Below are 26919 nucleotides of genomic sequence, written 5' to 3' on the forward strand. Positions count from 1 at the left end.
TGTTTTTACTTGTTTATATCAAGTTTTTTCAATCGAATTTGTACTATTGTGAACCAATTTAAGGAATTTATTATATTTATCAGTAACTTACATTGTTCATATTAGTACACATTGAACCGTGTTTTTTCCAATGAAAAATAATGCCCATTGTACTAAACAACGGGCATTTTTTCCATTCTTTTTCAAGATTTTGGCGGATTTTGTGGGACATCTTTATGAGGTATCACAGAACAAATTTAACATCCATTACGAACGATAGACGCCATAATCTGCATACGATGCCGGTGTGGCGTTTGGCATCATCAGCCACAGCACCAAATAAATCAAAATCCCCGGCACGGCGACGCTAGCGCATGAGATAATCACAAAAGCTAGGCGCACCATCGTTGGCGACCATCCCAGATATTCAGCGATACCACCCATCACCCCTGCAATCATGCGATGGTTCTGTGAGCGGTGAAGTTTGATGAGTTTTGCCATATAATCACTCCGTATGATGATTGCCATAATGAATTGTTAGTCGTTATTAACGATGACTTGCCAGCAATATGCAACTTAGGTATAATGTTAATTTGTAATATTTGTATAAACCGTGCATTGCCAGCTGACTTGCTACTTAGATGGTAGCTCTTATCAACAATTTCAAGCGCAAAACACCCCCCTTATACAAAACACAACATAGCTTTACATAGGATGACAAGATGACAAAGGCGAGCAATGCCCTACTCATCGGTGATTTTGCCCCATTGCATTTGGGTCATCTTGCCGACATCAACGACGCCAGCAAGCTTGCCAACACCTTGCATATCGTCATCACCGCATCCGCAGGCATCGCCACGCCAAGCGGTCGTACGCCAAATCTTAGTGATGTCGCCCGATGGGTGCAGGTGGCGTGTCAGCATTTCGCCTTTGTGCGAGTGCATACGGTGGCAAGTCTTGGCTTATCCAGTGTGGACTTTGATTATCGTAGCAGTCGCCATGCCAATCACAGCATTGATGCGATTTGCCAAGCCTTACAGCTCGATGATGTCATCATCGCAAGCAAGCACCCTTTGAGCCAATCCACCTATCCGACTGCCATCATCGCCGCCACCTTAGATGATGGCTTGATGATACAGACCAATCCTTTGATGAATTTTGACCGTCTTGCGCCTGCGTGTCGCTATTTTTATACGCAGACGGTGTGCATCGTCGGTGGCGAAAGCTCGGGCAAAACCACACTCATTCATAAGCTTGCCAATCACTATGGTGCAACAGTCGCACTTGAGATGGGACGGCTTTATACACATTCGCACTTAGGCGGTACGGAGCTTGGCTTGCAGTACAGCGATTATCTGCCGATTGCCATCAATCACGCCAAAGCCATCACGGATGCCACCGCCAATGCCACTGCACCGATTACGCTTGTCGATACGGATTTTGCGACGACGCAGGCATTTTGTGAAGTATATGAAAAACGCACGCACCCTGTGGTGGCAAGTCTTGCCGATAATTTTCACCTAGATTTCACCATCTATTTGGATAATAATGTCGCTTGGGTCGCTGATAGGATGCGCCGTCTTGGCGATACCAAAGCTCGTAGCCACTTTGCCCAGACACTCCTTGATATCTTGGCTCGACATGACATCCGCCATCATGTGATTGATGATGCTGATTATCACGCACGCTATCAACAAGCCGTCTTGTGGATTGATACGCACATACTTGGCAAGATGCCAACTTATTCTACACGACACCCAAAGGATGCCACCCTATGAAAATCGCACTACTGGATAATATCACTGGCTTTGGCAAGCACGACTGGAGCGTGTATTGGGTGCTGATTTGGTTCAGCTGTGGCTTGCTTGCGCTGTTTTTTGGGTTTTGGACGACGACCGAGCAGACAGCACTCGACTGGTTTTATTTTGCGGTATCTATCATCGGTCTATTGTGCGTGGTAGGTCTAAGCTTTCGCAAAAATATCGCAGGCAATGGGCTTGGGATGCTTGCCACCGCAGGCGAAGTGGTGGTACAGGCGACATCAGGGGCAGTAGGCTTGATGCTCGCACCACTGTTTAATTTCTTTAGCCATGCTTATGGGGTCAAATACTGGGCAAGCAACACCGATGCTGATGGCGATATGGTGCCAAAATCCGCCAACAAATATGTCTGGCTATTGACCGTCATCTTTATCATCGCAGGGCTTTTGCTATTTCCTGCGATTAACCGCTGGCTACAGGCGCAGGGCTATGGTGTCATCAGCGATGATGGCAGTCGGTTTTTGGGGATGATTGACTTTTTTTGGATTAATGTCGTGGCGTTTGTGCTATCCATCACCGCACAGGCGACGATGATTTTGCGGTATTCATTCAACTGGTGGCTATGGATTCTAGTCAATGCCGTGTGGCTGATTGTCAATCTGATGACGGGCAACACGATTTTTGCCATCCAAACGGTGATTTATCAAGTCAATGCCGTGGTGGGGCTGTACGGCTGGTATCGCAGTGAACAGCTCGCCAAAGGCATCCATTAAAATGACTTAAAGACTGCTGTTGGCGGTCTTTATTTTTATAAAAATCCTTTGAAAATTATCCAAAAATTAGTTACAGTATTCCAAAGATATACAAGGGATAACAAGCCACAAAAAGGAGATGCCATGTCGTTATTCGTCAGTCAAAAATCGCTACAAACATGGCTGGATGACTATGCCGTCAGCCACCAAAATCCCACCAACAAATCCATCCATTGGCTATGCGTGCCAGTGATTTTCCTATGCATTGTCGCACTGTTGTATCATGTGCATATCGGGCTGCTGGGCGTGATTGCTGTGGGGGTACTGTTCTTTTATCTGCGTTTGTCGTTGGTGTTATTTATGCAGATGCTGATTTTTATGGCGTTGTGCATTGCAGTGGTTTATTACCTGCCAGTGTCGGTGTGGTTTTGGGTTGGACTGTTTGTGGTGGCATGGATTGGGCAATTTGTCGGGCATAAAATCGAAGGTGCTAAACCGTCGTTCTTTGAAGATTTGCAATTTTTGCTCATCGGCCCTGCATGGGTGGTGCATGATATGGGTCGGCGATTGGGTGGGTGATTACAAATATATTTCGAGTTTAATTCAAAATAGCAGTTGAAAGTTTGAATCAATACTCAGCTTTCAACTGCATTTATTGGAGAGTATTGTGCAAGCAATTAACAACTTACTAAACGCTGTCAGCAACAAAATACAGCTGATTGATATTTCAAAAAGGCTATATGACAAACAGCTTGCTCCAGAGTTTAGTATATTTAATTATATCTCTACGAATGAAACCAATCTAAGTTATATTTTAGCGGATTTATTGAACCCAAAAGGTTCGCATCAGCAAGGCGATTTGTTTTTAAAAAATTTTATAAAAATATGTTTACCAAATTTACAATGCCAAGAATGGAATGAATTTTTGGATAATTTCGCCAATATCCGTGTTAAAACAGAAGAAATTACATCTGCCAATCAATCTTATCGGAAAATGGATATTTATTTAACCGATAACAAAAAATATGGTATTTGTATTGAAAATAAACCTTATGCCAAAGACCAAAAAGACCAATTAAGCGATTATTATCAAGAATTAAAAAACAGAAAACATTCTTGCAAACATTTGGTTTATTTATCCCAAAATTCACCAAGTGATGATAGCGTAAGACCAGAAGATTTGGAACAATGGCAAATTAACAATGAATTTAGCCATATTGGCTATAATGATTTGGTTGATTGGCTGAATGCCTGTAAGGCGGATTGTCAAAATGCCAGTGTTTTAGAATTTATTAACCAATTTATCAAATTTATTCAAAAACGATTTATGGGACTAAGTGATATGAGTGAACAAAATGCAATTATGAACGCAATGTTGGAAAGTAATGAAAGCATTGTTTCAGCGATTAAAATTGCCAATCAAGTTCCAATATTACAAAGAAATTTGATTGAAAAATTAAACAAACAATTAAACGAAAAAATCAATCAAAATTCCAATTATCAACTATATCAAAATAAACCCATTTCGCTTGACGACAGCAAGGGAATTAGCGGAATAGAATTTAAGGGTTGTAATTTATGTGTTTTTTTTGGTTTTGATAAATATAATTTTAAGGATTTTTATATTGGATACAAGCCGCTCGATGAAAATATTAAAGTAGACAATCCGATTTTTATTGGAATTTCAGATAAAATTATTAAGTCTCTGCCCAATAAAAAAATGAAATCAGAGCAACCAAATTGGCTTGGTTGGTATTGGTTTGAAGGTTATGTTTCTTGGCAAAATAATTCCGAGATTTGGGCGAAAATCAACGATGGCAGTTTGGCAGATTTAATTATGAAAGAAATTAATGAATTGTATGAAAATATTGTAAAAAACAAAATCAAGATTGAACCTTGATTTCAATGTGAATTATCTAGGATATTTTCCTTTCATTTATCACCCAAACAAAAAGTCGGGCGCTATTCCCGACTTTTTATCATCTTAATTTATCGTCCAAGTCATGGCTGTTTGAGATACGGCCAAGCAGCCTTGAGATAAATCATCATCGACCACAAGGTCAAAATCACCGCAATCACCATCAGTGCATAGCCGATCATTTCAAGCGATTGCCAGTTGAGCAGTAGCACCGTGATAGCGACCATCTGAAAAGTAGTCTTTAGCTTGCCGACATACGACACCGCCACACTGGTGCGTGCACCAAGCTCAGCCATCCACTCACGCAGTGCCGACACCGCAATCTCACGAGAAATGATGACAATCGCCGATGTCGCCATGACGATGTTTGGATGCCACTGCACCAGCACAATCAATGCCGCAGCGACCATCAACTTGTCCGCCACAGGGTCAAGAAAACGCCCAAATGCCGACGTGATATTCATCTTGCGAGCCAAATAGCCATCCAGCCAATCGGTCAATGCCGCCAAGATAAACACCAAAGTCAGCACAAAATGGCGAAGCATACTATCACTAAACTCGCTCATCCCAAGCCGTGCGATGGCATTATCCGAAATCGCAGGCACGCCAATACCCAGTGCTGGTGGCCAATAAGCAATCGCCACAAACAAAGGAATCATCACAATGCGTGCTATGGTTAGGTTATTTGGCAGATTAAAAACCGATGCAGGCTTGGTCTGCGGTGTGTCTGTACTCATAATCACACTCAAGAAATTTGCTTTATGATACCTAATTTTGACAGGATTTACCATAAGTTTTGTGGATTTTGGCGATGATGGTTAATGCTTTTGGGTGGTAAAAATGTTACCATAACGGCTTTGGCGACTCAATGATTCGCCATCAAACACGCCATTTTACCCATTTTCACAGCCAAGGAAATACTATGAACCATACAGTCGATACCATCATCATCGGTGCAGGCGCATCGGGGCTGTTTTGTGCGTTCAATTTGGCAAGCTTTGGCAAATCGGTGCTGGTGCTTGATCATGCCAATAAAGCCGGCAAAAAAATCCTGATGTCAGGCGGTGGACGGTGTAATTTTATCAATCGCCAAGTAGAGCCGCGGCATTTTATCAGCCAAAATCCGCATTTTGTCAAATCCGCCCTATCCAAGTACGGCAGTGATGATTTTATTAATTTGGTCAATCGCCACGGCATCGCCTATCACGAGCGGGAGCATGGACAGCTATTTTGTGATGACAGTGCCAAAGATATTTTAGATATGCTACTAAAGCAGTGCCAAGATTTTGGTGTCGGTATCCATCTACATACCGTCATCGACAGCATCCGTGCGACCGATGATGATGGCTTTGCACTACAGACCACCCACAAAAAGGATGGCACCGCCACCACCTATCGCTGTCAGCATCTGGTGGTTGCCACAGGCGGTCTATCTATCCCAACGCTTGGGGCGAGTGGCTTTGGCTATCAAGTGGCAAGCCAGTTTGGGCATAGCATCGTCCCGACCGAAGCTGCCTTAGTGCCATTTACCTTTACTGATGCGACAGGGGATCTCATCAAGTCACAAGCAGGTCTTAGCTTAGATGTCACTGCATCCAATGATAAGATTAGCTTCACTCTGCCACTGCTATTTACGCATCGTGGCCTATCTGGCCCTGCCATGCTCCAGCTGTCAAACTACTGGCATCTGGGCGAGAGCATTACCATCAATCTGGCACCACAGACCGACATCGCAGCACTACTACTAACCGCCAAAAAATCGCATCCAAAACAGCTGATTCGCACCGCCTTGGCAGGCGTACTACCCAAAAAACTACTCACCGCACTCGAAAACCATCTGTGGCAAGCTCATAAAGAGACCGAACTTGCCAATCTCAAAGATGACACCCTGCGTCATATCGCCACACTGCTAAATGCATGGACGCTCAAGCCCAGCGGCACCGAAGGCTACCGAGTCGCCGAAGTCACTCGTGGCGGTGTCGATACTCGTGATGTCTCAGGCAAGACGATGGAGTCTCGCCTAAAGCCAAATCTCTATTTCATCGGTGAAGTGCTCGATGTGACTGGCTGGCTTGGTGGCTATAATTTTGCTTGGGCATGGGCAAGCGGCTATGCCTGCGCCGAAAGTATCGGGATGAAGTGGTGATGTGGTGCTTGGTTTACATTGTAAATCATCACACCCAAACAATGACAAGCCCACAAAAAAGCGAGCCAAAGCCCGCTTTTTATTATTATGCCAATTTTTTGATCACAAAACCAAGCTGACTCATGGTATCTGCTTGTTCAATCGGTGCCAGTGTGGCTTTGGTATGTGGTTTATCCTTCAGATAGGTCATTGCCACTCGTTTTAGATCATCGATAGTGACCGCAAGAATCTTGGCTCGCATCGCCTGTTGCCATGCTTGATCACGCTCATGTAGCTCGCTAAAGCAAGATTTGACCGCTTCACCAGCAGGCGAACCCGGTTTGTCCATCCCTGCGATGATGCCCAAAATGGCTTCGGTCAGCTGCTCGTCATCGTGCTCGGTAGTGAGCAGCCAGTCGATGCTCTTGTCAAAATGGGCAAAAGTCTCTTGGCAGTGTGGATCGCGATAGCTATAGAAACGAAACGCAGCGGCATTGCTATCAAAACTGGCACCACCGCCATAAGCACCGCCTTTTTCACGGATGGCACTGTGCAGATAGCCATTTCGCAAAAACGGTGCAAGCACCATCAAAGCAGGCGTATCAGCATGACCTGATGTGGTCGCAGGATAGGCGGCGGCGTTGTGATGGACATTGGTTGAGATCAGCCATGCGATATCCTCATCGCCATGATCATCAAGCAATTCGGTCAGCTCATCGAACATCATTGGCGAACTTACTGATGGCGCTGCTTGCGTGCCTGGCTGTGCCGATAGCTGATCGGCGATGATTGGCAACAAAGTCTCACTCACACCCTCTTCGCACACGAGCAATACTTGCTTTGGCAGTGCCATCACCGTCTGATGCAGTGCCGTCAGTCGCGCGCTGAGTTGTTGCCACTGCGAATCATCTTCGGCTGCCTGCACCAAAAATGCCTTGAGCGTCGCCAATGCTGGCAGACCCGAATAGGCATATTCGATGGCTGCCTGACGACTCATCTGACGCACCGCTGTCTGCATGGCATAGGCATGACCTGCACCTGATAGACGAGATTGCCAGCCGCTTTGTTTTTGTTGCAGTAGCTCACGGATGCGATCGGTTTCGCTAAAGATGGTGTCGTTTAGCACTTCAGATACCAAAGCAATGGCTTCGGTTTTGCGATTGAGCGCACGAGTGGCAAGCACAAAATAACTGCCCATCTGATCCTTATCATCAACACTGGTACGCTGACTGATACGAGCCGTCACCCCTGATGAGTGCGATGCTTGTACCGCTTGGAAACTGCGGGCATCGTGCTGATGAGTACCGACTTCAGACAGCAGTGCCAAATACAGTGGCAGTAGCGGATTATTGAGTACTTGATCCGCCACATCACAAGTCAGTGGTGTGATCAGCTGATAATAGTACAAGCCATTCGTGCCAGCATGGTACAGATGTACAGGCACATCCCCCATGGCGGTTGCAAGTGTCGTATGCGTCGCGTGTGTGAATGCCACATCGCTCGGCACATCACTCAAATCAACTTTTGGCAGTAGATTGACATCATCAGGGGTGGCTTGGCGAGCCTGTAGATCGGCACTTTGCTTACGGATATTGACTCTGTCATCATCACCCAACTGCGCATCCAGCTCTGCTAATTTTGCCTGCTCATCACGAATCAAGCGAGCCACCTTATCCGTATCAGGACTCATGGTCAAGCGTACTCGATGCGGATTGTCAATCAAATGCGTGCGAATCAGCGACTGCACCCAATTTGGCTCAAATGCCTTGTCCTTGAGCCACGCCAAATGCTCATCAATCTGCCACACATCGATCGGATCACCGCCATGAATCGCCGTGCTAAAGCCCTCAAGCATCAAGGTCAAACCATAGGGCATACTATCGCCACCGATATGACGCTGATCAATCTCAATCTGATGCAAAATCGTCTCAATCACTTCATCATCAATCGGATGATTGGCAATGTCAGTTAATAAATCCAAAATCCCCTGCTCAACTGCATCGGCGTATTCAATATCCGAACCACGCAGTCCTGCATAGAATACCATCTGATAATGGCTGTCATCCAGACCCAGTAGCGGACTTGGTGCCGTGCCATGCGGATGACTCTCAAGATACGCTCTGAGCGGCGAACCGCTATGCTCAGCCAGTACCCCTTCGACTAGGCGTAATGATAAGCGAGTCTTTGGATCAGTGATGGTTGGCAAAAGCCATGCCAACACATGATGTGTCATCTGCTTGCCATCGCTATCACTGCTATAAGTATCCGACACCGCCACAGGAGTAGTCAGTGGCTGCTCTAGTGATGATGAGAATTTTTTACCCCGGGCCGGACGGGTAATGTCATCAAAACGGCTTAGGGCATCATCATGAAGTTTTTCTTGAATGTCGCTCACCGCAATATCACCAAAGCTCATGATGATGGCGTTGCTCGGATGATAATGCGCTTGGTGAAATGCCACCAAATCAGCATGGCTAAGCTTTGGAATCTCGGCAGGGTCACCGCCAGAATTATAATGATAAGTCGTCGTCGGAAATAGGTGTGGCGTCAGTGCATAATACAGCTGATCAATCTCACCGCTCATCGCCCCTTTCATCTCATTGAACACGATGCCATGGTATTGTGGCTTGCCATCATCATCGAGCTCGATGCGGATACCTTCTTGGGCAAAATCCAGCGGATGAATGTTGGGGAAAAATACCGCGTCGGTATAGACGGATAATAGGTTAAAAAAGTCCTTTTTGTTCTGACTGGCAAAAGGATACACCGTCCAGTCGCTTGCGGTCATCGCATTCATAAAAGTATTCAGCGATCGTTTAATCATACTAAAAAATGGATCGCGTACTGGATACTTTTCTGAGCCGCACAGTACCACGTGCTCTAGGATATGCGCTTCGCCACGAGAAGTCATCGGCACGGTGGCAAAGCCAATCATCAAGGCGTTTTCGCTATTTTGACACGCCAAATGATAATGCATCGCCCCTGTTGTGCGATGGCGAGCGGTCAACACGGTAATATCCAGTGCTTCGATGCGGCGAGTGTCAAGCAGCTCAAAGCTTGGGTGTAATGCGTCTATCATGTTTTTCCAAATTTTATTCATAAAATGGCTATTTTACCATAAAAACAACTACAGGTGATGTACAGACAGTGTGCAAATTTTTTTGGGGAATTTGTCATAAAATCATAAAAATATTCTGCAAATTTTGCTATACTAACCATAGCAAATTGGTAAACCACCCAGTAAAAAAGGAGCGTATTTATGTATCAACATGTACTACTGGTTACTGATTTAAAAGACGACACCGACTTGGTCGCCCAAAAAGCCAAATGGATTTTGGACACTGAGCCACAGGCTCAGCTGTCGGTGCTGCACATCGTCGAAGAGACCATGCTTGGCTTTGGCTATGAGCTGATTCCTGCATCGGCACTACAAGAAGAGATTGATGATGCGCGCTGCCAAAAAGCGCGCGTACGCCTTGCTGAAGTGCTAAGCCGCAATCACTTAGAAGCGCATCATGTCAATATCAAAACCGCCATCTCAGGACGCAAAGGCATTGTGGATTATTGCCATCAGCACGCGGTGGACTTGGTGGTGATCGGTCGCCATAAGCGCACAGGCCTGTCTGCATGGATTGCTGGCGCGACTGCTGACAGCATCTTGCCTGATGTTGATAGCGATCTTTTGGTGGTTCAGCTTGCCGCTGAATAAGCTGATTTTTATTTTATAAAGTTCTGATTTTATTAGAATTTTAGGGCGTGTCACTACGCCCTTTTTGTTATTTATTCATACCTTTAACCAAGAGAGAACATTATGTATGATGTCGTTGGCATTGGTAATGCCCTAGTTGATACTGAATTTAAACTGTCTGAAGAAAATCTTGCCAACACAGGTCTTGTGCGTGGCAATATGACCCTTGCCGATACCAACACCCAAAACGCGCTGTTTACTGCCCTTGATGCGCAAGGCATACGCCCTGCCAAGCAAGCAGGCGGCGGTAGTGCTGCCAATAGTATGGTGGCATTTGCTGCTTTGGGCGGTACAGCTTTTTATCAGTGCCGCGTCGGTGGTGATGATATGGGTGATTTTTATTTGGGCGACCTTGAGCAGCTGGGCGTAGCAACCGATGTCAATTTCGCTGTACAAAATGACGGCGTAACAGGCTCATGCGCGGTACTGGTCACGCCAGATGGCGAGCGCACCATGCAGACGCACCTAGGCACAAGCAGCGAGATTTGTGCGGACAATATCAAATTCGACACCCTAAATGGCGCAAAATGGCTGTATCTGGAAGGCTATCTTGCCATGTCACCATCAATCACTGACGGCATCGCCACCCTGCATGACAGTGCGCGCAAAGCAGGCGCAAAAATCGCGGTGAGCTTTGCCGATCCTGCGGTGGTGAAGTTTGCCAAAGATGGCTTGATTCATATGCTCAATCGCGGTGTCGATGCGGTGTTTTGTAACTTTGAAGAAGCCAGTCTATTTGCTGAAGCAGATGGTGAAGCCGACCCTGTCAATGCACTACTAAAATACAGCGAGCTTGTGGTCATCACCAACTCAGATAAGCCAACCATCATCGCTTGCCGTGGTGATGACGGCATCATCGAGCATCAAGTGGACAGCGTGCCTGTGGCGGCAGTCATTGATACCAATGGCGCGGGCGACAACTATGCTGGGGCGTTCTTGTATGGTTTGTCACAAGGTCTTGAGCTGCCTGTGTGTGGCAAACTTGCTGCCGCGGTGGCAAGCCGTATCGTGACGCAGTTTGGCCCTCGCCTAAGTGTGGCAGACTATCAAGCAATTAAGGCTAAGACGCTATAACGCACGCCATAATTAAAGCCAAAAAATCAACCGCTTTGAAAGATGGGCGGTTGATTTTTTTCGTATTATCTGAGTAATTTATCCTAAATACAAATACCCACCAACCGTCCAATTACGATTGATGGGCATTGTACAATGATGATAAATTTAAGATAAATCAATCACTTATAATACGCATTATCCGCGACGCTGTGGTCGGTGCTATCCACCACTTGGGTCAGCTCAGGGATAGATTGCTTAAGCTGCACTTCCACACCTTGACGCAAGGTGACATCCACCGCTGAGCAGCCTTGGCAGCCACCGCCGAATTTCAGCACCGCTGTCAGACCCGCTTCATCTTCGATGACTTCAAGCAGCTCAACTGAGCCACCATGACTGGCAAGATTTGGGTTGATTTCTGACTGTAGTACATAGTTGATGCGTTCTTCGATGCTGGCATTTTCGCCAACTTGTGGCACTTTTGAATTTGGTGCACGGAAAGTCAGCTGACCACCAAAACGGTCTTTATTATAATCAATCACCGCATCCACAAGATACGGAATGCTTGGCGCGTCGATATGTGCGGTGAATTTATCATAAGTGATGTGCAAATCTTCTTCATCCACTTCATCAGGCTGACAATACGACATACAGCACTCCGCGCGTGGTGTGCCTGCATGCTCAACAAAGATACGCACGCCGATACCTTCCACTTCTTGCTTGGCAAGTAGTTCGGCTAGGTAGTCTTGGGCTGATTCGGTGATTTTGATATTACTGGTCAGTTCGCTCATGGGAATCTCTTTTTTAAAATTATACAAACGGATGATGTTCTATATGGTAACATAGTTGGCATTATCAAGGTTGATCTTATCAAGAAATTTTTGTTATTTTTGGAAAAACAATGAATAATGTGTTTGAATTTGATTATTTGGTGTTTATTGGGCGATTTCAGCCATTTCACCAAGGGCATCAGCATGTGGTCGAGACTGCGCTGCATTATGCCAAAAAAATCATCATCTTGATCGGCTCGGCAAATGCCCCGCGCACGCCCAAAAACCCCTTCACTGTCAGCGAACGCACGGCGATGATTTTGGGCAGCTTCGCCCCACAAGATGCCGCGCGCCTGCACTGCATTGGCATCAATGACGCCACTTATAATGATAATAAATGGCTGATCGGCGTACAAAACGCCATTGAGTCTGCTGTCAATGATACCGCCGCCAAGATCGCCATCATCGGTCATGACAAGGATGAAAGCTCGTATTACTTAAGCTTATTTCCGCAGTATGGCAGCTTTATGGTGGATAATTATAAGGGCTTATCAGCTACACCCCTGCGCGCTGCTTATTTTGGCGATGACATCAAAGCACGCATGGTAGCCAGCGATGTGCTGACCGCCACAAGTCGCGCGTTTTTGGATGCATTCATCGCAACCGACACCTACGCTGAGCTAAAGCGTGAATTTGACCACATCCAAGCATATCAAAGCGCATGGGCAGCCGCACCTTATCCGCCAAGCCTCATCACAGCAGATGCGGTGGTGGTGCAGTCAGGGCATATTCTGCTGATCGAACGCGGCGGCGAGTATGGGCGCGGGCTGTACGCGCTACCAGGGGGATTTGTTGATCAGCAGGAAGATTTTCTGACCGCTTGCGTGCGTGAGCTGATCGAAGAGACAGGCATTGATATTGACAAAGCCACTTTGCTAAACAGTCAAAAATCCGCCCAACTGTTCGACGCACCCAAGCGCTCATTACGCGCGCGTACGGTGACAATGGCGTATTATTTTGAGCTGCCAAGCCAAGCTACCTTGCCGAAAGTCCAAGGCAATGACGATGCTCGCCGTGCTTTTTGGCTACCGCTTAATAAGCTTGATGCAAGTTTGATGTTTGAAGATCATTATGGGGTGATTTGTCAGTTGTTAAAGATTTAAAAAACAATGGCTTATGTGCGATAACATAAGCCATTGTTTATCAATTTTATCTTCAAAACACCATCTCAACACGCCCAAACAGCGTCACATGATGGCTGTGATCTTCATGCTTGTTATTATAATAACCAGCATCGCCTTGTAAGAACAGCCAATCGCGCCACACTGGCTGACGATAGCTGATGTACGGTCCGTAGCTGTTGAGCTTTGGCGCATCGCCTGAGATATTGCCACCGACATAGACACCGTAGTTGAGTTCGTGCGCGCCATGCTTGCCTTGCCAATCGTGGCGACGGTGCAGACTGTTATTCCACTCAATGGTCTCATCGTTGTCTTCATTGGTATAAAGAATGCGCGAGCGATTGACCAACATCTGCGTATCGGTCTGGGTCTTGGCAAATTCAAGCGTCGTCAATGCCATGTGCTCGCTTGAGACACCATAGCGATAAACTTGCTCAAAGCGACTTTTCAAATCATCGGTCAGCTGCCATTTTTTCTCGCCTTTGACACGCACAAACAGATCATTAGTGCGCACACCGACATCGACATCAAGCCCTGTGGTTTCGCGAAATTTCGACCAACGCAATGCCAATGACGCATTACTATCACGCGCGCGTTCACGGTCATAAACACGGTTATTATCATTGGCGGTGTTGAGTCGCTCATCGGTGTAGCCACCATCACCAGGGCGATCATAGTCCAGATCTTCATCACCGATCATCACGCTAAAACGCTCTTCAAGCGCAGGCAGCTTCAGTCGCCCACGAATGCGCGGCTTGATCGTCGTGCCATCGTATCTATTCCAAGTGGTATCCATCATCACTCGCAGACTGGCACGCGCAGGATCGTCAGGATTGGGCGTGCCAAACCAACCATCCATGCCATGCGCCGCTCGACTCAGCCAATTACGCGCTTGTGTGTGTCGCTCATCGACCCATGCTTCCACCTCTGTCTCGTGCTCATCTGCCGCCAGCGTCGGCGTCTGTACCACTTCCGCACTCGCCCACGGTGCAGCCATCATCGCCATGCATGCAAGCACACCGCGCTTATTCATGATCATTTTCATCCTTACACCCCAACTTACACCGCAAAGCCACACTCAAAAAAAAAAATCCGCAAATTCCCCATTAGCATAATGGATTTTATCCAAAAAACAAAGCTTTTTTATGCGCAAATCACGCCCGCAATATCAGCCTACATCGACTGCATCCACATATTCACCGCAAAGCCAACAAACAACGCGCCCGCCGCACACATCGCCATCGCACCGAGCAGCGGACGGCGCACGAATTTATCTGCCAATGCCTTGCCTGTATAAACCAACAATGTCAAATAGCTGAAACTCACCGCTTGTAAAATCAAAGCTAAAATCAAAAAACTCAAATACGGCTGAGCATATGTCGGATCGACAAACTGCACAAAAAATGACAAGAAAAACAAAATCGCCTTTGGATTGGTCAAGCTTAGCATCAAGGCGCGATAAAAATAATTTTGGCGCACAGGTGCTTTGATCGTGGCGCCGCTTGCTGTGATTTGTTTTCTATTTTTAAAGGTGTGATAAGCGCCGATAAGCAATCGCACGCCGATATAAGCAAGATATGCACCACCCACAAGCTTGATGGCATCAAAGATGGCAGGATAAACTTTCAGCACCGTGCCTGCGCCCAGTACTGTTGCGATGATCAAAATCGTATCACCAACGATGATGCCTGATAACGCGCGCCACCCTGCCGCTCGCCCATGCGATGCCGCCACCGACAAGCAGTACAGGCTATTTGGGCCAGGTAAAGCAATCACCAGCACCACTGCCAAAAAATAAGTCGTAATCTCAGTAATGCCGAACATCGCACTCTTATTAAAACGGATAAGTTATGAAATTTTATACAACGATTTGATTTGATTTTACACAGATTTGTAGGGGCATATTGCATACACCCACAGGTTGCTCAAATCAATTTACACATCAATCACCGCAAATTCACTATCGACAAACACCATCGGCACACCCGATAGACGCTTGGCGGTCGTCGCCACATGACCTGCTAGGCTCGATGCATAAAACGCCAACGGCTCATCTGTCTGCTTGCTCGTCGTCACAAGCCCAAAAAACTCAAGCAAAGAACGCACCCGCTCAGCAATCGCCGCCCCCGAATCCAGTAGCATCATCGACAGCTGTCGCTCATCAATCCACGCCTGCAAAAATTCCTTAAAAAATGGATAATGCGTACAGCCAAGCACGATCACATCAATGCCTGCCTGATGCCATTCATCAGTTTGCTTAATGAGCAAATCCGCCACATGATGATCAATCGGCATCCCTGACTCCACCCATGGCACGAGCATCGGCTCAAAGTGCTTATGCACCATCACCCCTTTTGGTATGGCAATCTCATCAATGACTTGCGCAAGCAGTCGCCCCTGCAAGGTCGCTTGGGTAGCAAGCACCGCCACCTGCTTACTGCGGCTAATCTCACAGGCAGGCTTGAGTGCTGGTACCAGCCCCACGATTGGTACGCTACATCTGGCTCTCAATGCAGTCAGACTGTGTGCTGATGCACTGTTGCAGGCAATGACGATCAGCTTGCAGCCTTGCTTACACAGCCAATCCACCGCCTGCAAGGTCAAAAATAAAATCTCATCGCCTGATTTATTGCCATAAGGGACATTTTGGGTGTCGGCATAATAGACATATCGCTCATTGGGCATCAGCCGTGCCAAATGCCGAAATACCGACAAGCCACCGACGCCCGAATCAAAAATTCCAATCGGTGCATCAGCAGCGTGCTGTTGGTCAGATTGTGGATGAATCATCGCCATTACTCACAAAAAACGCACCAGTACCACTTTATTTATAAGACTGGCAAATCTCATAGATTTTACCACCACTGGCGAGCTTTAGCACGGTTTTGTTGTGATTATTTTCAATTCGCTCATCAAGCTTGCCAAGGCTAATCAGATGAAACATCACATTATTCATCACCTTGGCAGTTAGCCCAAAACGAGTGTCAATATACAGCCGCTCTTCGTCGCCATAGTGCGAAAAATACGGCAAATGCTCATCATCTAGGCGAATCAGATCACCATTGGTCGTGCCAAACTCCAGCCAATCCACCCCATCTTCACGCACCACATCCACCCGATTGATAAACAGCGGTGCGTCATCGACACGGATGCGATATTTGTCCGTCGGCGTCTTTAGATAATGCACTTTTTGGCCATCGATGACTTCCGCCCAAAGCACACTGGCAAATAAATCCACCAATGACTGACGAGTTATTTTTACACCTTCGTGCCACCATTCGCCATTATCACGGATATGAATGTCAATGTCCGATTCGCCCATCGGCTGCCATCGCTGTAGTGGCGGTATCTTACGCTTTGGTGCCGTGCCGTCGGATGACTTGGTCAAAAATGGCAATAGTTGTTCATTTAAGCTATTGTAATTGATAGAGTTTTCTGTAGTCATCAGCGCATCCTTGTTGATGGAGAGTGGGGAGCTTATTAGGTTTTTGACTTTAGAGTGATGGATCTATGATGCGATGTTTTGGTCAAGATTGCAAGTCATTTGCCACAAGTCTTTGATGGATTTATAAAAACTTATGGTAAGATTAATATCATTTTTTGATAAAATTTGGTAATATATCCTATACATTGCACAATATTAACTTGCCTAATTAGATAAGCTTGTTAAAATAGAACCACCATTAGCCAGTAAGTCATTAGGATGATGGCTTATCCGCCATGTTTTGAAATTTACTTTGATAAGGAAAATGTATGCAAATCGAACGAGAATCTATGGAGTTTGATGTCGTCATCGTCGGTGGCGGCCCAGCAGGTCTGTCTGCCGCCATTCGCTTACGCCAACTTGCTATTGCAAACGGCATGGATGAGCTCACTGTCTGCGTTATCGAAAAAGGCTCAGAATTTGGGGCGCATACACTTTCGGGTGCTGTGATTGAGCCACGAGCCTTGGATGAGCTATTCCCAGACTGGAAAGAGCGTGGTGCACCACTGACAGTCGCTGCCAAAGAAGACCGCGTCTATATGCTCTCAAGCGCCACCAAAGGCGTCAAATTACCAAGCTCAATCGTGCCAACCAGTATGCATAACGAAGGTAACTACATCGTCTCGCTGGGTAATGTCGTGCGTTGGCTGGCTGAGCAGGCAGAAGCGCTTGAAGTGATGATGTTTCCAGGTTTTGCAGCCAGCGAAATCCTATATCACGAAGATGGCTCGGTGCGTGGCGTACAAACTGGCGATATGGGTGTCAATGCCAAAGGCGAACCCAAAGGTAGCTTTGAGCCAGGTTATGAACTACTTGCCAAATATACCATCTTTGCCGAAGGCTGCCGTGGTCACTTGGGCAAACGCCTAATCAGTCGCTTCCATCTGGATCAAGACAAAGATCCGCAGCACTATGGTATCGGCCTAAAAGAGCTGTGGGAAATCGATGCCGACAAGCACGAAGAAGGCGTCATCATGCATGGTTCAGGTTGGCCGCTGTCTGAGACTGGATCAACTGGTGGTTGGTTCTTGTATTTTGCTGAGAATAATCAAGTGAGTTTTGGCTTGGTTGTGGATTTATCTTATCATAATCCGCATGTTTCGCCGTTTGATGAACTACAACGCCTAAAACTACACCCACTAATCCGTCCAATCCTAGAAGGTGGCAAGCGTCTATCTTATGGTGCTCGAGCCTTGACCAAAGGCGGTCTCAATAGCCTACCAAAGCTTACCTTTGCTGGTGGCGTGTTGGTCGGTGATGATGCAGGTTTTCTAAATGCTGCCAAAATCAAAGGTACGCATACAGCGATGAAATCAGGGATGCTTGCCGCTGAGAGCATCTTTAATGCCATCAAGGCTGGCCGTAGTGGTGATGAAGTCACTGAATACCAAACCGCCTTTGAAAATTCATGGCTGTTTGAAGATGCCCATCAAGCTCGCAACTTCGCACCATCACTGCATCGTATGGGCACTTGGATGGGTGGCGCGTTCACTTTTGTCGAACAAAACTTGCTTGGCGGCAAGATGCCTTTGACTATCCATGATAATACGCCTGACTTTAGCACACTTGATAAAGCAGATCATGCCTACAAGCCTGATTATCCAAAGCCAGATGGCAAGCTGACTTTTGATAAGCTATCTAGCGTGTTTATCTCAAATACCAACCACGCCGAAGATCAGCCATGCCATCTACGCTTGACTGATGCCAGCGTGCCAACGACGGTGAACCTACCGCTCTATGCTGAGCCTGCACAGCGTTATTGCCCTGCTGGCGTCTATGAAGTCGTCCAAAAAGACGGTGAAGAGCCACAGTTTGTCATCAATAGCCAAAACTGCGTCCACTGCAAAACTTGTGATATCAAAGATCCATCACAGAACATCACTTGGGTGACACCTGAAGGTGGCGGTGGTCCAAACTATCCAAATATGTAAGCTTATCAAACATAATCAAAAGCACGCTGATGGTCATCATTGGCGTGCTTTTTTTAACAATTTATTCATAGATATATTGATAGGATTTGTTATACTAAACTGGTTTTACTATTTTTTGCCAAGCGATATATCATGAGTTCAAAGTCTACGCCAAGCATTACCATCATTAGCATCACAGGTCATCAAGACTACGCACAAGGCTCTGCCTATGCCATCGAACGCAGCTATACCGAGCTCCAGAAGAAACTACCCAAAGACAGCCTAAGCTGCATCCTAGTCTCACCTACCCAGCCTGAGAATTTACCTGAGTATATCATGCATTTGGCGTGCAAGCCGTTTAGCTATCTTGAATACAATCTGTTTATTTTGTACGCACTAGATCAGCTGGTGGAGACAGACTTTGCATTGATCGTTCAAAACGATGGTTTTGTAGTAGATGGCAACAACTGGCGAGATGAGTTTTTTGATTATGACTATATCGGGGCGCCTGTGTATGGCATGTATGAAGTTCTAGAAAATGGCATAGTCAAAAATCATCAAGGTGATGAGTGCAAAAAATATTTGAACGATATGCCAGACAATTTTATCGATGTACAAAATGGCGGTTTTTCATTGCGTAGCAAAAAACTACTGGGTATGCCTAGAAAATTGGGCATCAAATGGCAAGTGAACATTCCTAAGTTTTTTAGTGCGCAGCCCTTGTCACTTGACTTTGAATCCATATCGCACAATGAAGATATGTATCTGTGCGTGATGATTCGCAATCAATTATTGGCCCAAGGTATTCGCTTTGCACCAGTAAAGATTGCTTGTTATTTTGCTTGTGAATCGACGACTGTACATCAAGCTTTGGATATTCCACGCAAACAAGTGCTTGGCTGTCATGCCTTTGGGCATTTGGTGCTGACCAGTGCCAAGAAGCTTTATATGGCCAAAAAATTGCGTATGAGTCAGAACAACCCAGCGACCAATGCCCTGTGCAATTGGCTGCTTGGCACAGACTTATCCATCGATGTGCCAAAGGCATTTTTGAAGGATGATACTAGCGGTCAAGATAAGAAAAGCAATCAAGGTAATAATGCTTGATGGCTTGTAGTGAGCAATATGCCGATGATTAGATGGTTGTCTTGAGCTTATCACCAAACATAAACAGCACAAGCCCTGCCATCATCACGGCCAATCCCAGATATTTATGCCATGCCAATGTCCGTACTGGCATCTGAATCAGCCCAAAGCCATCAATCACCATGCCTGCAATCAGCTGACCTAGGATAATCAAAAACGCCATATTAACCAGTCCAATCTTAGGTGCCAAAAACGCCGTACTAAAAACAAATACCGCCCCAATCGCCCCGCCAATCCATCGCCACCACGGCTGAGCACCGATCGCACCACCGATCGCACCAAAATTACTCGAAAATAGCATCACCACCGCCAAGCACAGTGTGCCAATGGCAAACGAAAAGAACGCTGCTGCCAATGGCTGACCGCCTAACCCAAACGCCAAGCGTGCATTAATCGCTGCCTGCGTCGCCACACCCACACCGATGGCAAATGCCATCAGCCAATAAAAATACTGCATAATCACCTTGTTGATTTTGATAAGCATCAAGATTGCCACTCTAGCACAACCCACCCACCAACACAAACAAAAAAAATCACGCCCATCATAGGCGTGATTTTTAATACAACCTGCATCAAAGCAGGTTTTATTCCAAAAGTGCGAACTATTTTAGTTCTGACCAAAAGGGACCATATTTGCCCTTTTTCAGATAGAAACAAGTTTTTCCTTCATATTCAAAATCATCGCCAGTGTTATATAATCCTAGATTTTTTTGTGGAGTGATACAAAACTGATTGCTTTTTGCATTAAAGCTTGTTTTTGGTCTCAACTTGTCTGAACCAGGTATGGTATAATCTCTAGGGCTAGCATCAGCACCTAGAACAACCACTTCATTGGTTTTTTTATTCAAAGCAAACCAAGTGAACATTGTGGATTCATTTGGTAATTTATCTTCATATTGATAAAGAACATAGTTTTTATTGAAATTCGCCTTTTGTTTAGAAGCTTTTTCAAAAGCTTTGCCAACAACCTCTAAATTACAAAAATTGTCAAATTCATCATCAGGAACATAGGCACCAGTGTCCACATAACCACCTTGTGCTGCAAAACAATGGCTAACCTTATACTTACCAACCTTTTTATATGGTTGTTCCATAAAATCATCTTCAACAGAAGGCATGGCTTCATCATTTGGGTCATAAACCGGATTGTAATTAGCTAAAGCCAATGAAGAAGATAAAGCCAAAACTGCCGTTATTCCAAAAGTTGTTAAGCGCATGATGTTGTTCCTATAAGTTCTACCTAACCTAAGTTCATTGTAGCAAAGCCTGCCGGTTAAGGCAAGTTATTTACAAAGATAGTTGCGCATTACTAATTAATCTCATTGGCGATTTACAAGCAGCATAAATTAGCTAGCATTTGTTTTGCAGTATCGCTACCGCGGTAAACCCAGTGCTATAACCCTACTACACTCTGAAAGTTGGGTTAAGCCTGATAAACCCAACAGAACAGAGGTGCGCACAACACACCATCAAACTATACCACTGTACCGATACACGTACAACCCGCCAACACAAACAAAAATCACGCCCATCATAGGCGTGATTTTGTCATATTTAGCAATCAATCAGCTGTTCATCATCAGATATTCAAAGGCTGATAGACCCGCTTTTGAGCCTTCGCCCATTGCAATGTTGATTTGCTTATATGGTACTGTGGTCACATCGCCACAAGCAAAGATGCCTGGCTTGTCGGTACGGCATTTGGCGTCGATTTCGATCTCACCTTGTGGGGTGGTTTTTACCAAGCCTTTAGCGACTTCAGAGTTTGGCACCAGACCGATTTGGACGAATACCGCTGATAGTGGTAGCGTTTGGTTCTCGCCTGTGGTGCGGTCTTGATAAATCAGTGCATTAACTTTGCTACCGTCAGTGGTGATTTCTTGGGTGGCAGCTGATTTGATGATGGTGATGTTGTCTTTTGCCATCGCCTTATCCACCAGTACTTGGTCAGCACGCAAGGTGTCACCAAACTCAAGTACAGTCACATGCTTGACGATACCTGCCAAGTCCAGAGCTGCTTCGACGCCTGAGTTACCACCGCCGACGACAGCGACATCTTTGCCCTTGAAGAATGGGCCGTCGCAGTGTGGGCAGTACGCCACGCCATTGCCGATGTTCTCATCTTCACCTTTGACACCAAGCTTACGCCATTTGGCACCTGTCGCTAGGATGATGGTGCGAGTTGTCCAGCTTGCACCTGTGTTTAGCGTAACTTGATAGCCGCCTTTGACTTCTTCGATGCTGCTGACACTCACGTGCTCTTTGATAGTGATGTTGTACTCTTTGATGTGTGTCGCTAGATTGGCAGCAAGCTGATTACCATTGGTTAGCGGAATTGAAATCAGGTTCTCGATATCTTGGGTGTCTTTGACCTGACCACCGATACGGTCAGCCACCAGTGCCACACGCAGACCCTTACGAGCGGTATAAATCGCCGCCGCACTACCTGCAGGGCCACCACCGATGACGGTCACATCTTGGGTCTCAAGCTGTGGCTCATCCGATGCTGATAGCAAATCAGGGTATTGCTCTTGTAGTTTTTCGATGAGCTTGGCAGTATCCACTTTACCATTGGCAAACGGCTTACCGTTCAAGAATACCGCTGGTACGCCTTGGATGCCTTTTTCGGCGACCAATTCAGGGAATACACCGCCGTCGATCATTTCGTTTTCGATGCCGTCATTTAGGATGGCAAATTGGTTCAACGCCTGCACGACATCAGGGCAGTTGTGGCATGATAGCGATACAAAAGTTTGGAATTTTAGCGGTGCTTGAATACGCTTAACTAGGCTTTGGATGCCTTCGTCCAGTTTCAAGGTATGACCACCCGCTTGTAGGATCGCCAGAATCAATGAAGTAAATTCGTGACCGCCTGGGATACCGCTAAAGACGATACCTGTGTCTTTGTTTTCGGTGGTGATCTTAAAGCTCATTGGGCTAAGATCGGTATCAACTACGGTCGCATCAAAGCCAATCTTGTCGCTAGTGCCTGCGATTTTAGTCAAAAAATCCACCAATTCAGCACGCTTTTCGTGCTCACCTGCACCGATGATCATTTGGATTGGGCGAGTCATGTTTTCGCTATAAGTTTTGACAGCGTTTAATAGATTTTGGTCTAACATCATAATCCCCTTTGTGACTGTAGGATGTGTAAAAATTAATCATTTGATGCGCTCATTATAACCGAAAATCTCAGCGCTGAGTATTTAGGAATTTCAAACATTACCATCATTCGGATTAAACATCGAATCGATGGCATACAGATTTATACAAATAAAAACTGCTGCACGGACTGGCAGTTGTGAAATTTGGCAGACTATTTGGTGAATGTGCTTGATAATATGGCGCATTCTTGATAAGATAAGTTCTAGACAATTGGTCAATTTTTTTAATCATCAGGAGAGTACCATGCTACCAGAATATCGCGAGCTTATGACTCAGCTTAAAGCAGAAGGCGATGCGCATTTTCTAAAACTGTTCAATGAGCACAATGATCTTGACACCGAAATCGAAAATCTTGAAAAAGATCCAGTTGCGTCTGTTAGCCGTGCTAATGAAATTGAAGAAATGAAGCGTCAAAAGCTGCATCTAAAAGACGAGCTAAAAGCTTATCTAGAAACCAAAGCTTAATTTGATATTAAGTAAAAAAATAAGCCCGTCGATGATGGGCTTATTTTTTTATCCAAAATTAACACAAAAAAATCCCCAACTTTGAACCGACCCCCAATTCTTAGACACTAAGATTAACGGTTAAGGTTTCATCAAGGACTGAGTTCTGTATTGTACAGGACTCAGTCCTTTTAATTTGCTCTTTATTCTATCATGGTTGTAGTAGTGAATGTACTCATCAATCACTTTTCTAAGCTCATCTGGTGAAGTGAATTTAGTTTTCTCATAAAATATCTCTTCTTTTAATGTCCCAAAGAAACTCTCTATCACTGCATTATCCAAGCAGTTACCTTTTCTTGACATACTTTGGATAATGTCATTGTCTTTTAAGGTTTGTTGGTAATTGCTCATTTGATAATGCCAGCCTTGGTCAGAATGCAAGATGGGTTTGTCATCACCAGTTAGCGTTGTTATGGCTTTGTGTAGCATGTCTTGCACTAACTCATAAGTCGGTCTGTCTTTGATACTGTAGCTAATGATCTCACCATTATACAAATCAATGATGGGTGATAAATACAGCTTTTGCTCTTTGATACCGCCATCATAAGTTTTGCTTTGTATTTTAAACTCAGTGACATCTGTTGCCCATTTATGATTGGGCTTGTCTGCTTTAAAATCACGGTTTAAGACATTGGTAGCGATTTTGCCTACTCGTCCACGGTAAGTGCTGTGTTTGCTTCGCTTACGACGAATTACTGCTTTAAGCCCAAGCTCGTGCATTAGCCGTTGCACTTTTTTATGATTGATAACAAAGCCTAACTGCTTTAGTGCTAGGGTAATACGCCGATAGCCATATCTGCCTTTGTGAGCGTGGTAGATGTTTTGGATTTTATCTTTGATAACAGTGTCTTGCTCAGGTCTGCTTAATTGTTTTAGATGATAGTAAAAAGTACTTCTTGGTAAGTGTGACACGTTAAGCAAATCATCAATCAGATAGGTTTGCCTTAATTCTTGCACAATCATCACTTTTTCTTGGGTGATGATGCGTTGTGTTTTTGACGAATTAAGGCATCGAGCTTTTTTAGATAAGCATTCTCAGCTTCTAGATATTGAATGCGTCTGAGTAACTCGGCGTGTTCATTGGTTAGTGTTTTATCTGTCCTGTCCACCTTGGCTGTTTTAGCTACTTTGCTTGTTTTCGTTGCTTTGGCTACTTTATCTGATTTATTGGTTGATTTGCTCATAGGTCTTCTGCCTTTAGGTTTGGGAGTAAGTCCCATGATACCATGAGTTTGATAAGCTTTTAACCATTGAAAGAGCACACTTGGGCTACTGATGTTTAATTCAGTGGCAACTGTTGGCATAGATTTGCCAGAGAGTAATTGTAATACTGCTGTGTGTTTAAATGCTGGTGAATAACTGGCTTTGCTTGTTCTTGGGCGAATGCCATCAATCCCATGAGTTTGGTAGAGTCTCACCCAGTTTTGGATGATAGAGCTTTCTATGCCAAAAAATTTGGCTGTCTGATTGTAACTATGTCCTGTTAAATAATGTTGAATGACGGACAGTTTAAAGTCCATTGTGTATTTGGTCATAAAAACACCCCAAAGGCTGTCTAACTTTTGGGGTGCGGTTCACTTACAAAGTCAGGGATTTTGAAAAATCAACGCAATGCGTGAATTTTTATCGGCGAATTTTACGCCATCTAGTATGCGACTAGCGCTAAATCAATCGAACAAAAATGTACAATAAGTACATTGAGTGAGATTGATGACGCAATAGCCCATAATAGACAAGTAAAATTACATCATACCGCCCATGCCACCCATACCTCCAGCAGCACCCATACCTGCCAAGCTATTATCTTTGGCTGGTAGATCGGTGATCATCACTTCGGTGGTCAGCATCAGACCTGCGACAGATGCAGCGTGCTCTAGTGCTGAGCGAGTCACTTTAGCTGGATCAAGGATACCCATCTCTAGCATATCGCCATATTCGCCTGTGGCAGCGTTATAGCCATAGTTGCCTGAGCCATTTTTGACTTGGTTGATGATGACTGACGCTTCTTCGCCTGCATTGGTGACGATTTGGCGAAGTGGTGCTTCCATCGCACGGCGTAGGATATTGATACCTGCGTTTTGGTCATCGTTGTCGCCTTTTAGCTCGCTCAAGGCTGCCAATGCACGCACTAGCGCAACGCCACCACCTGGCACGACACCTTCTTCGACAGCGGCACGAGTAGCGTGTAGCGCATCATCGACACGGTCTTTTTTCTCTTTCATTTCGGTTTCGGTGGCTGCACCGACTTTGATCACAGCCACACCACCTGATAGCTTAGCGACGCGCTCTTGTAGTTTTTCGCGGTCATAATCAGAAGTTGCTTCTTCAGCCTGACGCTTGATTGACTCGACACGAGCATCGATGTCAGCTTTATTGCCTGCGCCATCCACGATGACAGTATTTTCTTTGCCAACGGTGATTTTTTTGGCAGTACCTAGGTGAGCGATTTCAGCAGTTTCTAGGCTTAGACCCACTTCTTCTGAAACGACCACACCACCAGTCAAGATTGCGATGTCTTGTAGCATCGCTTTACGACGATCACCAAAGCCAGGTGCTTTGACCGCACAAGTCTTCAGACCACCACGCAAGGTGTTCACGACCAGTGTTGCCAATGCTTCATTTTCAACATCTTCAGCGATGATGAGTAGCGGACGGCTGGTTTGCATTACCTTTTCTAGTAGTGGCACGATCTCGCGGATGTTGTTGATTTTCTTATCCACAAGTAGGATAAATGGATTGTCAAATTCGCAAGTTAGGCTGTCTTGCTTATTGGCAAAATATGGGCTGATGTAGCCACGATCAAACTGCATACCTTCAACCACTTCCAGCGCATCTTCAAAGCCTGAGCCTTCTTCGACAGTGATCACGCCTTCTTTGCCGACAGTTTCCATGGCTTTGCTGATCAGCTCACCGATGGTGGTGTCAGAGTTTGCTGAGATTGAGCCGACTTGCGCGATGGCTTTGTGGTCATTGGCTGGGGTTGATAGGTTTTTGATCTCGGTAACGGCTGCGCGTACCGCTTTATCAATGCCGCGCTTTAGATCCATTGGGTTCATGCCTGCTGCGACAGTTTTCATGCCTTCAGTTAGGATTGCTTGCGCCAATACGGTTGCGGTGGTTGTGCCGTCGCCTGCCACATCATTGGTCTTAGATGCGACTTCACGCACTAGCTGCGCGCCCATGTTTTCAAACTTGTCTTCAAGCTCGATCTCTTTTGCCACGCTCACGCCATCTTTGGTGATGGTCGGTGCGCCGAATGACTTGTCAATCACCACATTACGGCCTTTTGGACCTAGTGTGACTTTGACAGCATTTGCTAACACATTGACACCATTGATCATTTTTTCACGGGCTGATACGCCAAAGCTTACATCTTTTGCCATGAGAATTTCTCCGTTAATTTAATTTTTAATGATAAATTTAT

General features: G+C 45.6%; 24 protein-coding genes. 11 read left to right on the top strand and 13 right to left on the bottom strand.

The features are described from left to right. Nucleotides 1–246: 246 nt before the first annotated feature. Nucleotides 247–480, bottom strand: a complete 234-nt coding sequence (locus NKU06_RS03240) for a PspC domain-containing protein (RefSeq protein WP_254728738.1) — start codon at nt 478–480, stop codon at nt 247–249. A gap of 221 nt (nt 481–701) precedes the next feature. On the opposite strand from NKU06_RS03240, the gene nadR reads away from it, so the two are divergent. From nadR to NKU06_RS03260, 4 genes are all read left to right on the top strand, one after another. Then, complete coding sequence (gene nadR / locus NKU06_RS03245) at nt 702–1757, top strand: multifunctional transcriptional regulator/nicotinamide-nucleotide adenylyltransferase/ribosylnicotinamide kinase NadR (protein ID WP_254728740.1); 1056 nt, start codon at nt 702–704, stop codon at nt 1755–1757. Continuing rightward, on the top strand, nt 1754–2512 hold the full coding sequence (gene pnuC / locus NKU06_RS03250; RefSeq protein ID WP_254728742.1) for a nicotinamide riboside transporter PnuC: 759 nt from the start codon (nt 1754–1756) through the stop codon (nt 2510–2512). The genes nadR and pnuC overlap by 4 nt, the downstream gene beginning before the upstream one ends. Nucleotides 2513–2635: 123 nt before the next feature. Beyond that, nucleotides 2636–3070, top strand: a complete 435-nt coding sequence (locus NKU06_RS03255; RefSeq protein WP_254728744.1) for a DUF962 domain-containing protein — start codon at nt 2636–2638, stop codon at nt 3068–3070. A gap of 88 nt (nt 3071–3158) precedes the next feature. Further along, entirely contained in the window at nt 3159–4391 is a 1233-nt protein-coding gene (locus tag NKU06_RS03260; RefSeq protein ID WP_254728746.1) for a PD-(D/E)XK nuclease family protein, read from the top strand. A 101-nt stretch (nt 4392–4492) separates the two neighbouring features. Here NKU06_RS03260 and pgsA read toward each other — a convergent pair whose 3' ends face one another. Continuing rightward, the gene (pgsA, locus tag NKU06_RS03265; RefSeq protein ID WP_254728748.1) at nt 4493–5146 is read right to left on the bottom strand and encodes a CDP-diacylglycerol--glycerol-3-phosphate 3-phosphatidyltransferase; all 654 of its coding nucleotides are present in this window, start codon (nt 5144–5146) and stop codon (nt 4493–4495) included. Nucleotides 5147–5331: 185 nt separating this feature from the next. On the opposite strand from pgsA, the gene NKU06_RS03270 reads away from it, so the two are divergent. Continuing rightward, a complete protein-coding gene (locus NKU06_RS03270; protein WP_254728750.1) occupies nt 5332–6555 on the top strand; it encodes an NAD(P)/FAD-dependent oxidoreductase in 1224 nt (407 codons plus the stop codon). A gap of 85 nt (nt 6556–6640) precedes the next feature. Here the strand turns inward: NKU06_RS03270 and NKU06_RS03275 are convergent, their stop codons facing one another. Then, nucleotides 6641–9610 (bottom strand): insulinase family protein, encoded by a 2970-nt coding sequence (locus tag NKU06_RS03275; protein WP_254732128.1) that lies wholly within the window; start codon nt 9608–9610, stop codon nt 6641–6643. A gap of 183 nt (nt 9611–9793) precedes the next feature. Here NKU06_RS03275 and NKU06_RS03280 point away from each other — a divergent pair, with 183 nt between their 5' ends. Both NKU06_RS03280 and NKU06_RS03285 read left to right on the top strand, forming a co-directional pair. Beyond that, nucleotides 9794–10243 carry a universal stress protein gene (locus tag NKU06_RS03280; RefSeq protein ID WP_254728752.1) on the top strand — a complete coding sequence of 150 codons (450 nt, stop codon included), beginning with the start codon at nt 9794–9796 and terminating at the stop codon, nt 10241–10243. A 102-nt stretch (nt 10244–10345) separates the two neighbouring features. Then, on the top strand, nt 10346–11356 hold the full coding sequence (locus NKU06_RS03285; RefSeq protein ID WP_254728754.1) for an adenosine kinase: 1011 nt from the start codon (nt 10346–10348) through the stop codon (nt 11354–11356). A 161-nt stretch (nt 11357–11517) separates the two neighbouring features. On the opposite strand, the gene nfuA is transcribed toward NKU06_RS03285, so the two are convergent. Beyond that, nucleotides 11518–12126: a Fe-S biogenesis protein NfuA gene (gene nfuA, locus NKU06_RS03290; RefSeq protein ID WP_254728756.1), complete on the bottom strand. Its 609-nt coding sequence runs from the start codon at nt 12124–12126 to the stop codon at nt 11518–11520. Between the two features lie 110 nt (nt 12127–12236). Here nfuA and NKU06_RS03295 point away from each other — a divergent pair, with 110 nt between their 5' ends. Then, nucleotides 12237–13268: a bifunctional nicotinamide-nucleotide adenylyltransferase/Nudix hydroxylase gene (locus NKU06_RS03295; RefSeq protein WP_254728758.1), complete on the top strand. Its 1032-nt coding sequence runs from the start codon at nt 12237–12239 to the stop codon at nt 13266–13268. 52 nt (nt 13269–13320) lie between these two features. Here NKU06_RS03295 and NKU06_RS03300 read toward each other — a convergent pair whose 3' ends face one another. The 4 genes from NKU06_RS03300 to NKU06_RS03315 all read right to left on the bottom strand — a co-directional run bounded on the left by NKU06_RS03300 (nt 13321) and on the right by NKU06_RS03315 (nt 16731). Next, on the bottom strand, nt 13321–14331 hold the full coding sequence (locus NKU06_RS03300) for a hypothetical protein (RefSeq protein WP_254728760.1): 1011 nt from the start codon (nt 14329–14331) through the stop codon (nt 13321–13323). Between the two features lie 128 nt (nt 14332–14459). Beyond that, entirely contained in the window at nt 14460–15110 is a 651-nt protein-coding gene (gene leuE / locus NKU06_RS03305; protein WP_254728762.1) for a leucine efflux protein LeuE, read from the bottom strand. A gap of 111 nt (nt 15111–15221) precedes the next feature. Continuing rightward, nucleotides 15222–16076 (bottom strand): glutamate racemase, encoded by an 855-nt coding sequence (gene murI / locus NKU06_RS03310; RefSeq protein WP_254728764.1) that lies wholly within the window; start codon nt 16074–16076, stop codon nt 15222–15224. 34 nt (nt 16077–16110) lie between these two features. Further along, nucleotides 16111–16731, bottom strand: a complete 621-nt coding sequence (locus NKU06_RS03315) for a DUF1285 domain-containing protein (RefSeq protein WP_254728766.1) — start codon at nt 16729–16731, stop codon at nt 16111–16113. A 308-nt stretch (nt 16732–17039) separates the two neighbouring features. Between NKU06_RS03315 and NKU06_RS03320 the strand changes: the two genes are divergently transcribed. Next, complete coding sequence (locus tag NKU06_RS03320) at nt 17040–18701, top strand: electron transfer flavoprotein-ubiquinone oxidoreductase (RefSeq protein ID WP_254728768.1); 1662 nt, start codon at nt 17040–17042, stop codon at nt 18699–18701. 132 nt (nt 18702–18833) lie between these two features. Next, the gene (locus NKU06_RS03325) at nt 18834–19787 is read left to right on the top strand and encodes a DUF5672 family protein (RefSeq protein ID WP_254728770.1); all 954 of its coding nucleotides are present in this window, start codon (nt 18834–18836) and stop codon (nt 19785–19787) included. A gap of 28 nt (nt 19788–19815) precedes the next feature. Here NKU06_RS03325 and NKU06_RS03330 read toward each other — a convergent pair whose 3' ends face one another. The 3 genes from NKU06_RS03330 to ahpF all read right to left on the bottom strand — a co-directional run bounded on the left by NKU06_RS03330 (nt 19816) and on the right by ahpF (nt 22948). Then, nucleotides 19816–20283: a DMT family transporter gene (locus NKU06_RS03330; RefSeq protein ID WP_254728772.1), complete on the bottom strand. Its 468-nt coding sequence runs from the start codon at nt 20281–20283 to the stop codon at nt 19816–19818. A gap of 145 nt (nt 20284–20428) precedes the next feature. Continuing rightward, complete coding sequence (locus NKU06_RS03335) at nt 20429–21043, bottom strand: hypothetical protein (protein WP_253222929.1); 615 nt, start codon at nt 21041–21043, stop codon at nt 20429–20431. 348 nt (nt 21044–21391) lie between these two features. Further along, the gene (ahpF, locus tag NKU06_RS03340; protein ID WP_254728774.1) at nt 21392–22948 is read right to left on the bottom strand and encodes an alkyl hydroperoxide reductase subunit F; all 1557 of its coding nucleotides are present in this window, start codon (nt 22946–22948) and stop codon (nt 21392–21394) included. Between the two features lie 286 nt (nt 22949–23234). Here ahpF and NKU06_RS03345 point away from each other — a divergent pair, with 286 nt between their 5' ends. Then, nucleotides 23235–23456, top strand: coding sequence for a YdcH family protein (locus NKU06_RS03345; RefSeq protein ID WP_253222928.1), 222 nt, complete (start codon nt 23235–23237; stop codon nt 23454–23456). 120 nt (nt 23457–23576) lie between these two features. Here NKU06_RS03345 and NKU06_RS03350 read toward each other — a convergent pair. Both NKU06_RS03350 and groL read right to left on the bottom strand, forming a co-directional pair. Beyond that, nucleotides 23577–25030 (bottom strand): IS3 family transposase gene (locus tag NKU06_RS03350; protein WP_254728775.1). Its coding sequence is split into 2 segments (ribosomal slippage): nt 23577–24520 and nt 24520–25030, totalling 1455 coding nucleotides; the frame shifts between segments, so codons are not numbered across the junction. Nucleotides 25031–25237: 207 nt separating this feature from the next. After that, nucleotides 25238–26878 (bottom strand): chaperonin GroEL, encoded by a 1641-nt coding sequence (gene groL, locus NKU06_RS03355; RefSeq protein ID WP_254728776.1) that lies wholly within the window; start codon nt 26876–26878, stop codon nt 25238–25240. Between the last annotated feature and the right edge of the window lie 41 nt (nt 26879–26919).

Source organism: Moraxella sp. FZLJ2109 (assembly GCF_024296965.1).
GTDB lineage: Bacteria > Pseudomonadota > Gammaproteobacteria > Pseudomonadales > Moraxellaceae > Moraxella.

Excerpts from the sequence above, each read along its gene's own strand:
- murI (WP_254728764.1), bottom strand. The coding sequence starts at position 16,076 with ATGATTCATCCACAATCTGACCAACAGCACGCTGCTGATGCACCGATT.
- NKU06_RS03285 (WP_254728754.1), top strand. The coding sequence starts at position 10,346 with ATGTATGATGTCGTTGGCATTGGTAATGCCCTAGTTGATACTGAATTT.
- NKU06_RS03330 (WP_254728772.1), bottom strand. The coding sequence starts at position 20,283 with ATGCAGTATTTTTATTGGCTGATGGCATTTGCCATCGGTGTGGGTGTG.
- NKU06_RS03295 (WP_254728758.1), top strand. The coding sequence starts at position 12,237 with ATGAATAATGTGTTTGAATTTGATTATTTGGTGTTTATTGGGCGATTT.
- pnuC (WP_254728742.1), top strand. The coding sequence starts at position 1,754 with ATGAAAATCGCACTACTGGATAATATCACTGGCTTTGGCAAGCACGAC.
- ahpF (WP_254728774.1), bottom strand. The coding sequence starts at position 22,948 with ATGTTAGACCAAAATCTATTAAACGCTGTCAAAACTTATAGCGAAAAC.
- nadR (WP_254728740.1), top strand. The coding sequence starts at position 702 with ATGACAAAGGCGAGCAATGCCCTACTCATCGGTGATTTTGCCCCATTG.
- NKU06_RS03315 (WP_254728766.1), bottom strand. The coding sequence starts at position 16,731 with ATGACTACAGAAAACTCTATCAATTACAATAGCTTAAATGAACAACTA.
- NKU06_RS03320 (WP_254728768.1), top strand. The coding sequence starts at position 17,040 with ATGCAAATCGAACGAGAATCTATGGAGTTTGATGTCGTCATCGTCGGT.
- NKU06_RS03345 (WP_253222928.1), top strand. The coding sequence starts at position 23,235 with ATGCTACCAGAATATCGCGAGCTTATGACTCAGCTTAAAGCAGAAGGC.
- NKU06_RS03335 (WP_253222929.1), bottom strand. The coding sequence starts at position 21,043 with ATGCGCTTAACAACTTTTGGAATAACGGCAGTTTTGGCTTTATCTTCT.
- NKU06_RS03270 (WP_254728750.1), top strand. The coding sequence starts at position 5,332 with ATGAACCATACAGTCGATACCATCATCATCGGTGCAGGCGCATCGGGG.
- NKU06_RS03255 (WP_254728744.1), top strand. The coding sequence starts at position 2,636 with ATGTCGTTATTCGTCAGTCAAAAATCGCTACAAACATGGCTGGATGAC.
- NKU06_RS03300 (WP_254728760.1), bottom strand. The coding sequence starts at position 14,331 with ATGAAAATGATCATGAATAAGCGCGGTGTGCTTGCATGCATGGCGATG.
- leuE (WP_254728762.1), bottom strand. The coding sequence starts at position 15,110 with ATGTTCGGCATTACTGAGATTACGACTTATTTTTTGGCAGTGGTGCTG.
- pgsA (WP_254728748.1), bottom strand. The coding sequence starts at position 5,146 with ATGAGTACAGACACACCGCAGACCAAGCCTGCATCGGTTTTTAATCTG.
- nfuA (WP_254728756.1), bottom strand. The coding sequence starts at position 12,126 with ATGAGCGAACTGACCAGTAATATCAAAATCACCGAATCAGCCCAAGAC.
- NKU06_RS03280 (WP_254728752.1), top strand. The coding sequence starts at position 9,794 with ATGTATCAACATGTACTACTGGTTACTGATTTAAAAGACGACACCGAC.
- NKU06_RS03240 (WP_254728738.1), bottom strand. The coding sequence starts at position 480 with ATGGCAAAACTCATCAAACTTCACCGCTCACAGAACCATCGCATGATT.
- NKU06_RS03325 (WP_254728770.1), top strand. The coding sequence starts at position 18,834 with ATGAGTTCAAAGTCTACGCCAAGCATTACCATCATTAGCATCACAGGT.
- groL (WP_254728776.1), bottom strand. The coding sequence starts at position 26,878 with ATGGCAAAAGATGTAAGCTTTGGCGTATCAGCCCGTGAAAAAATGATC.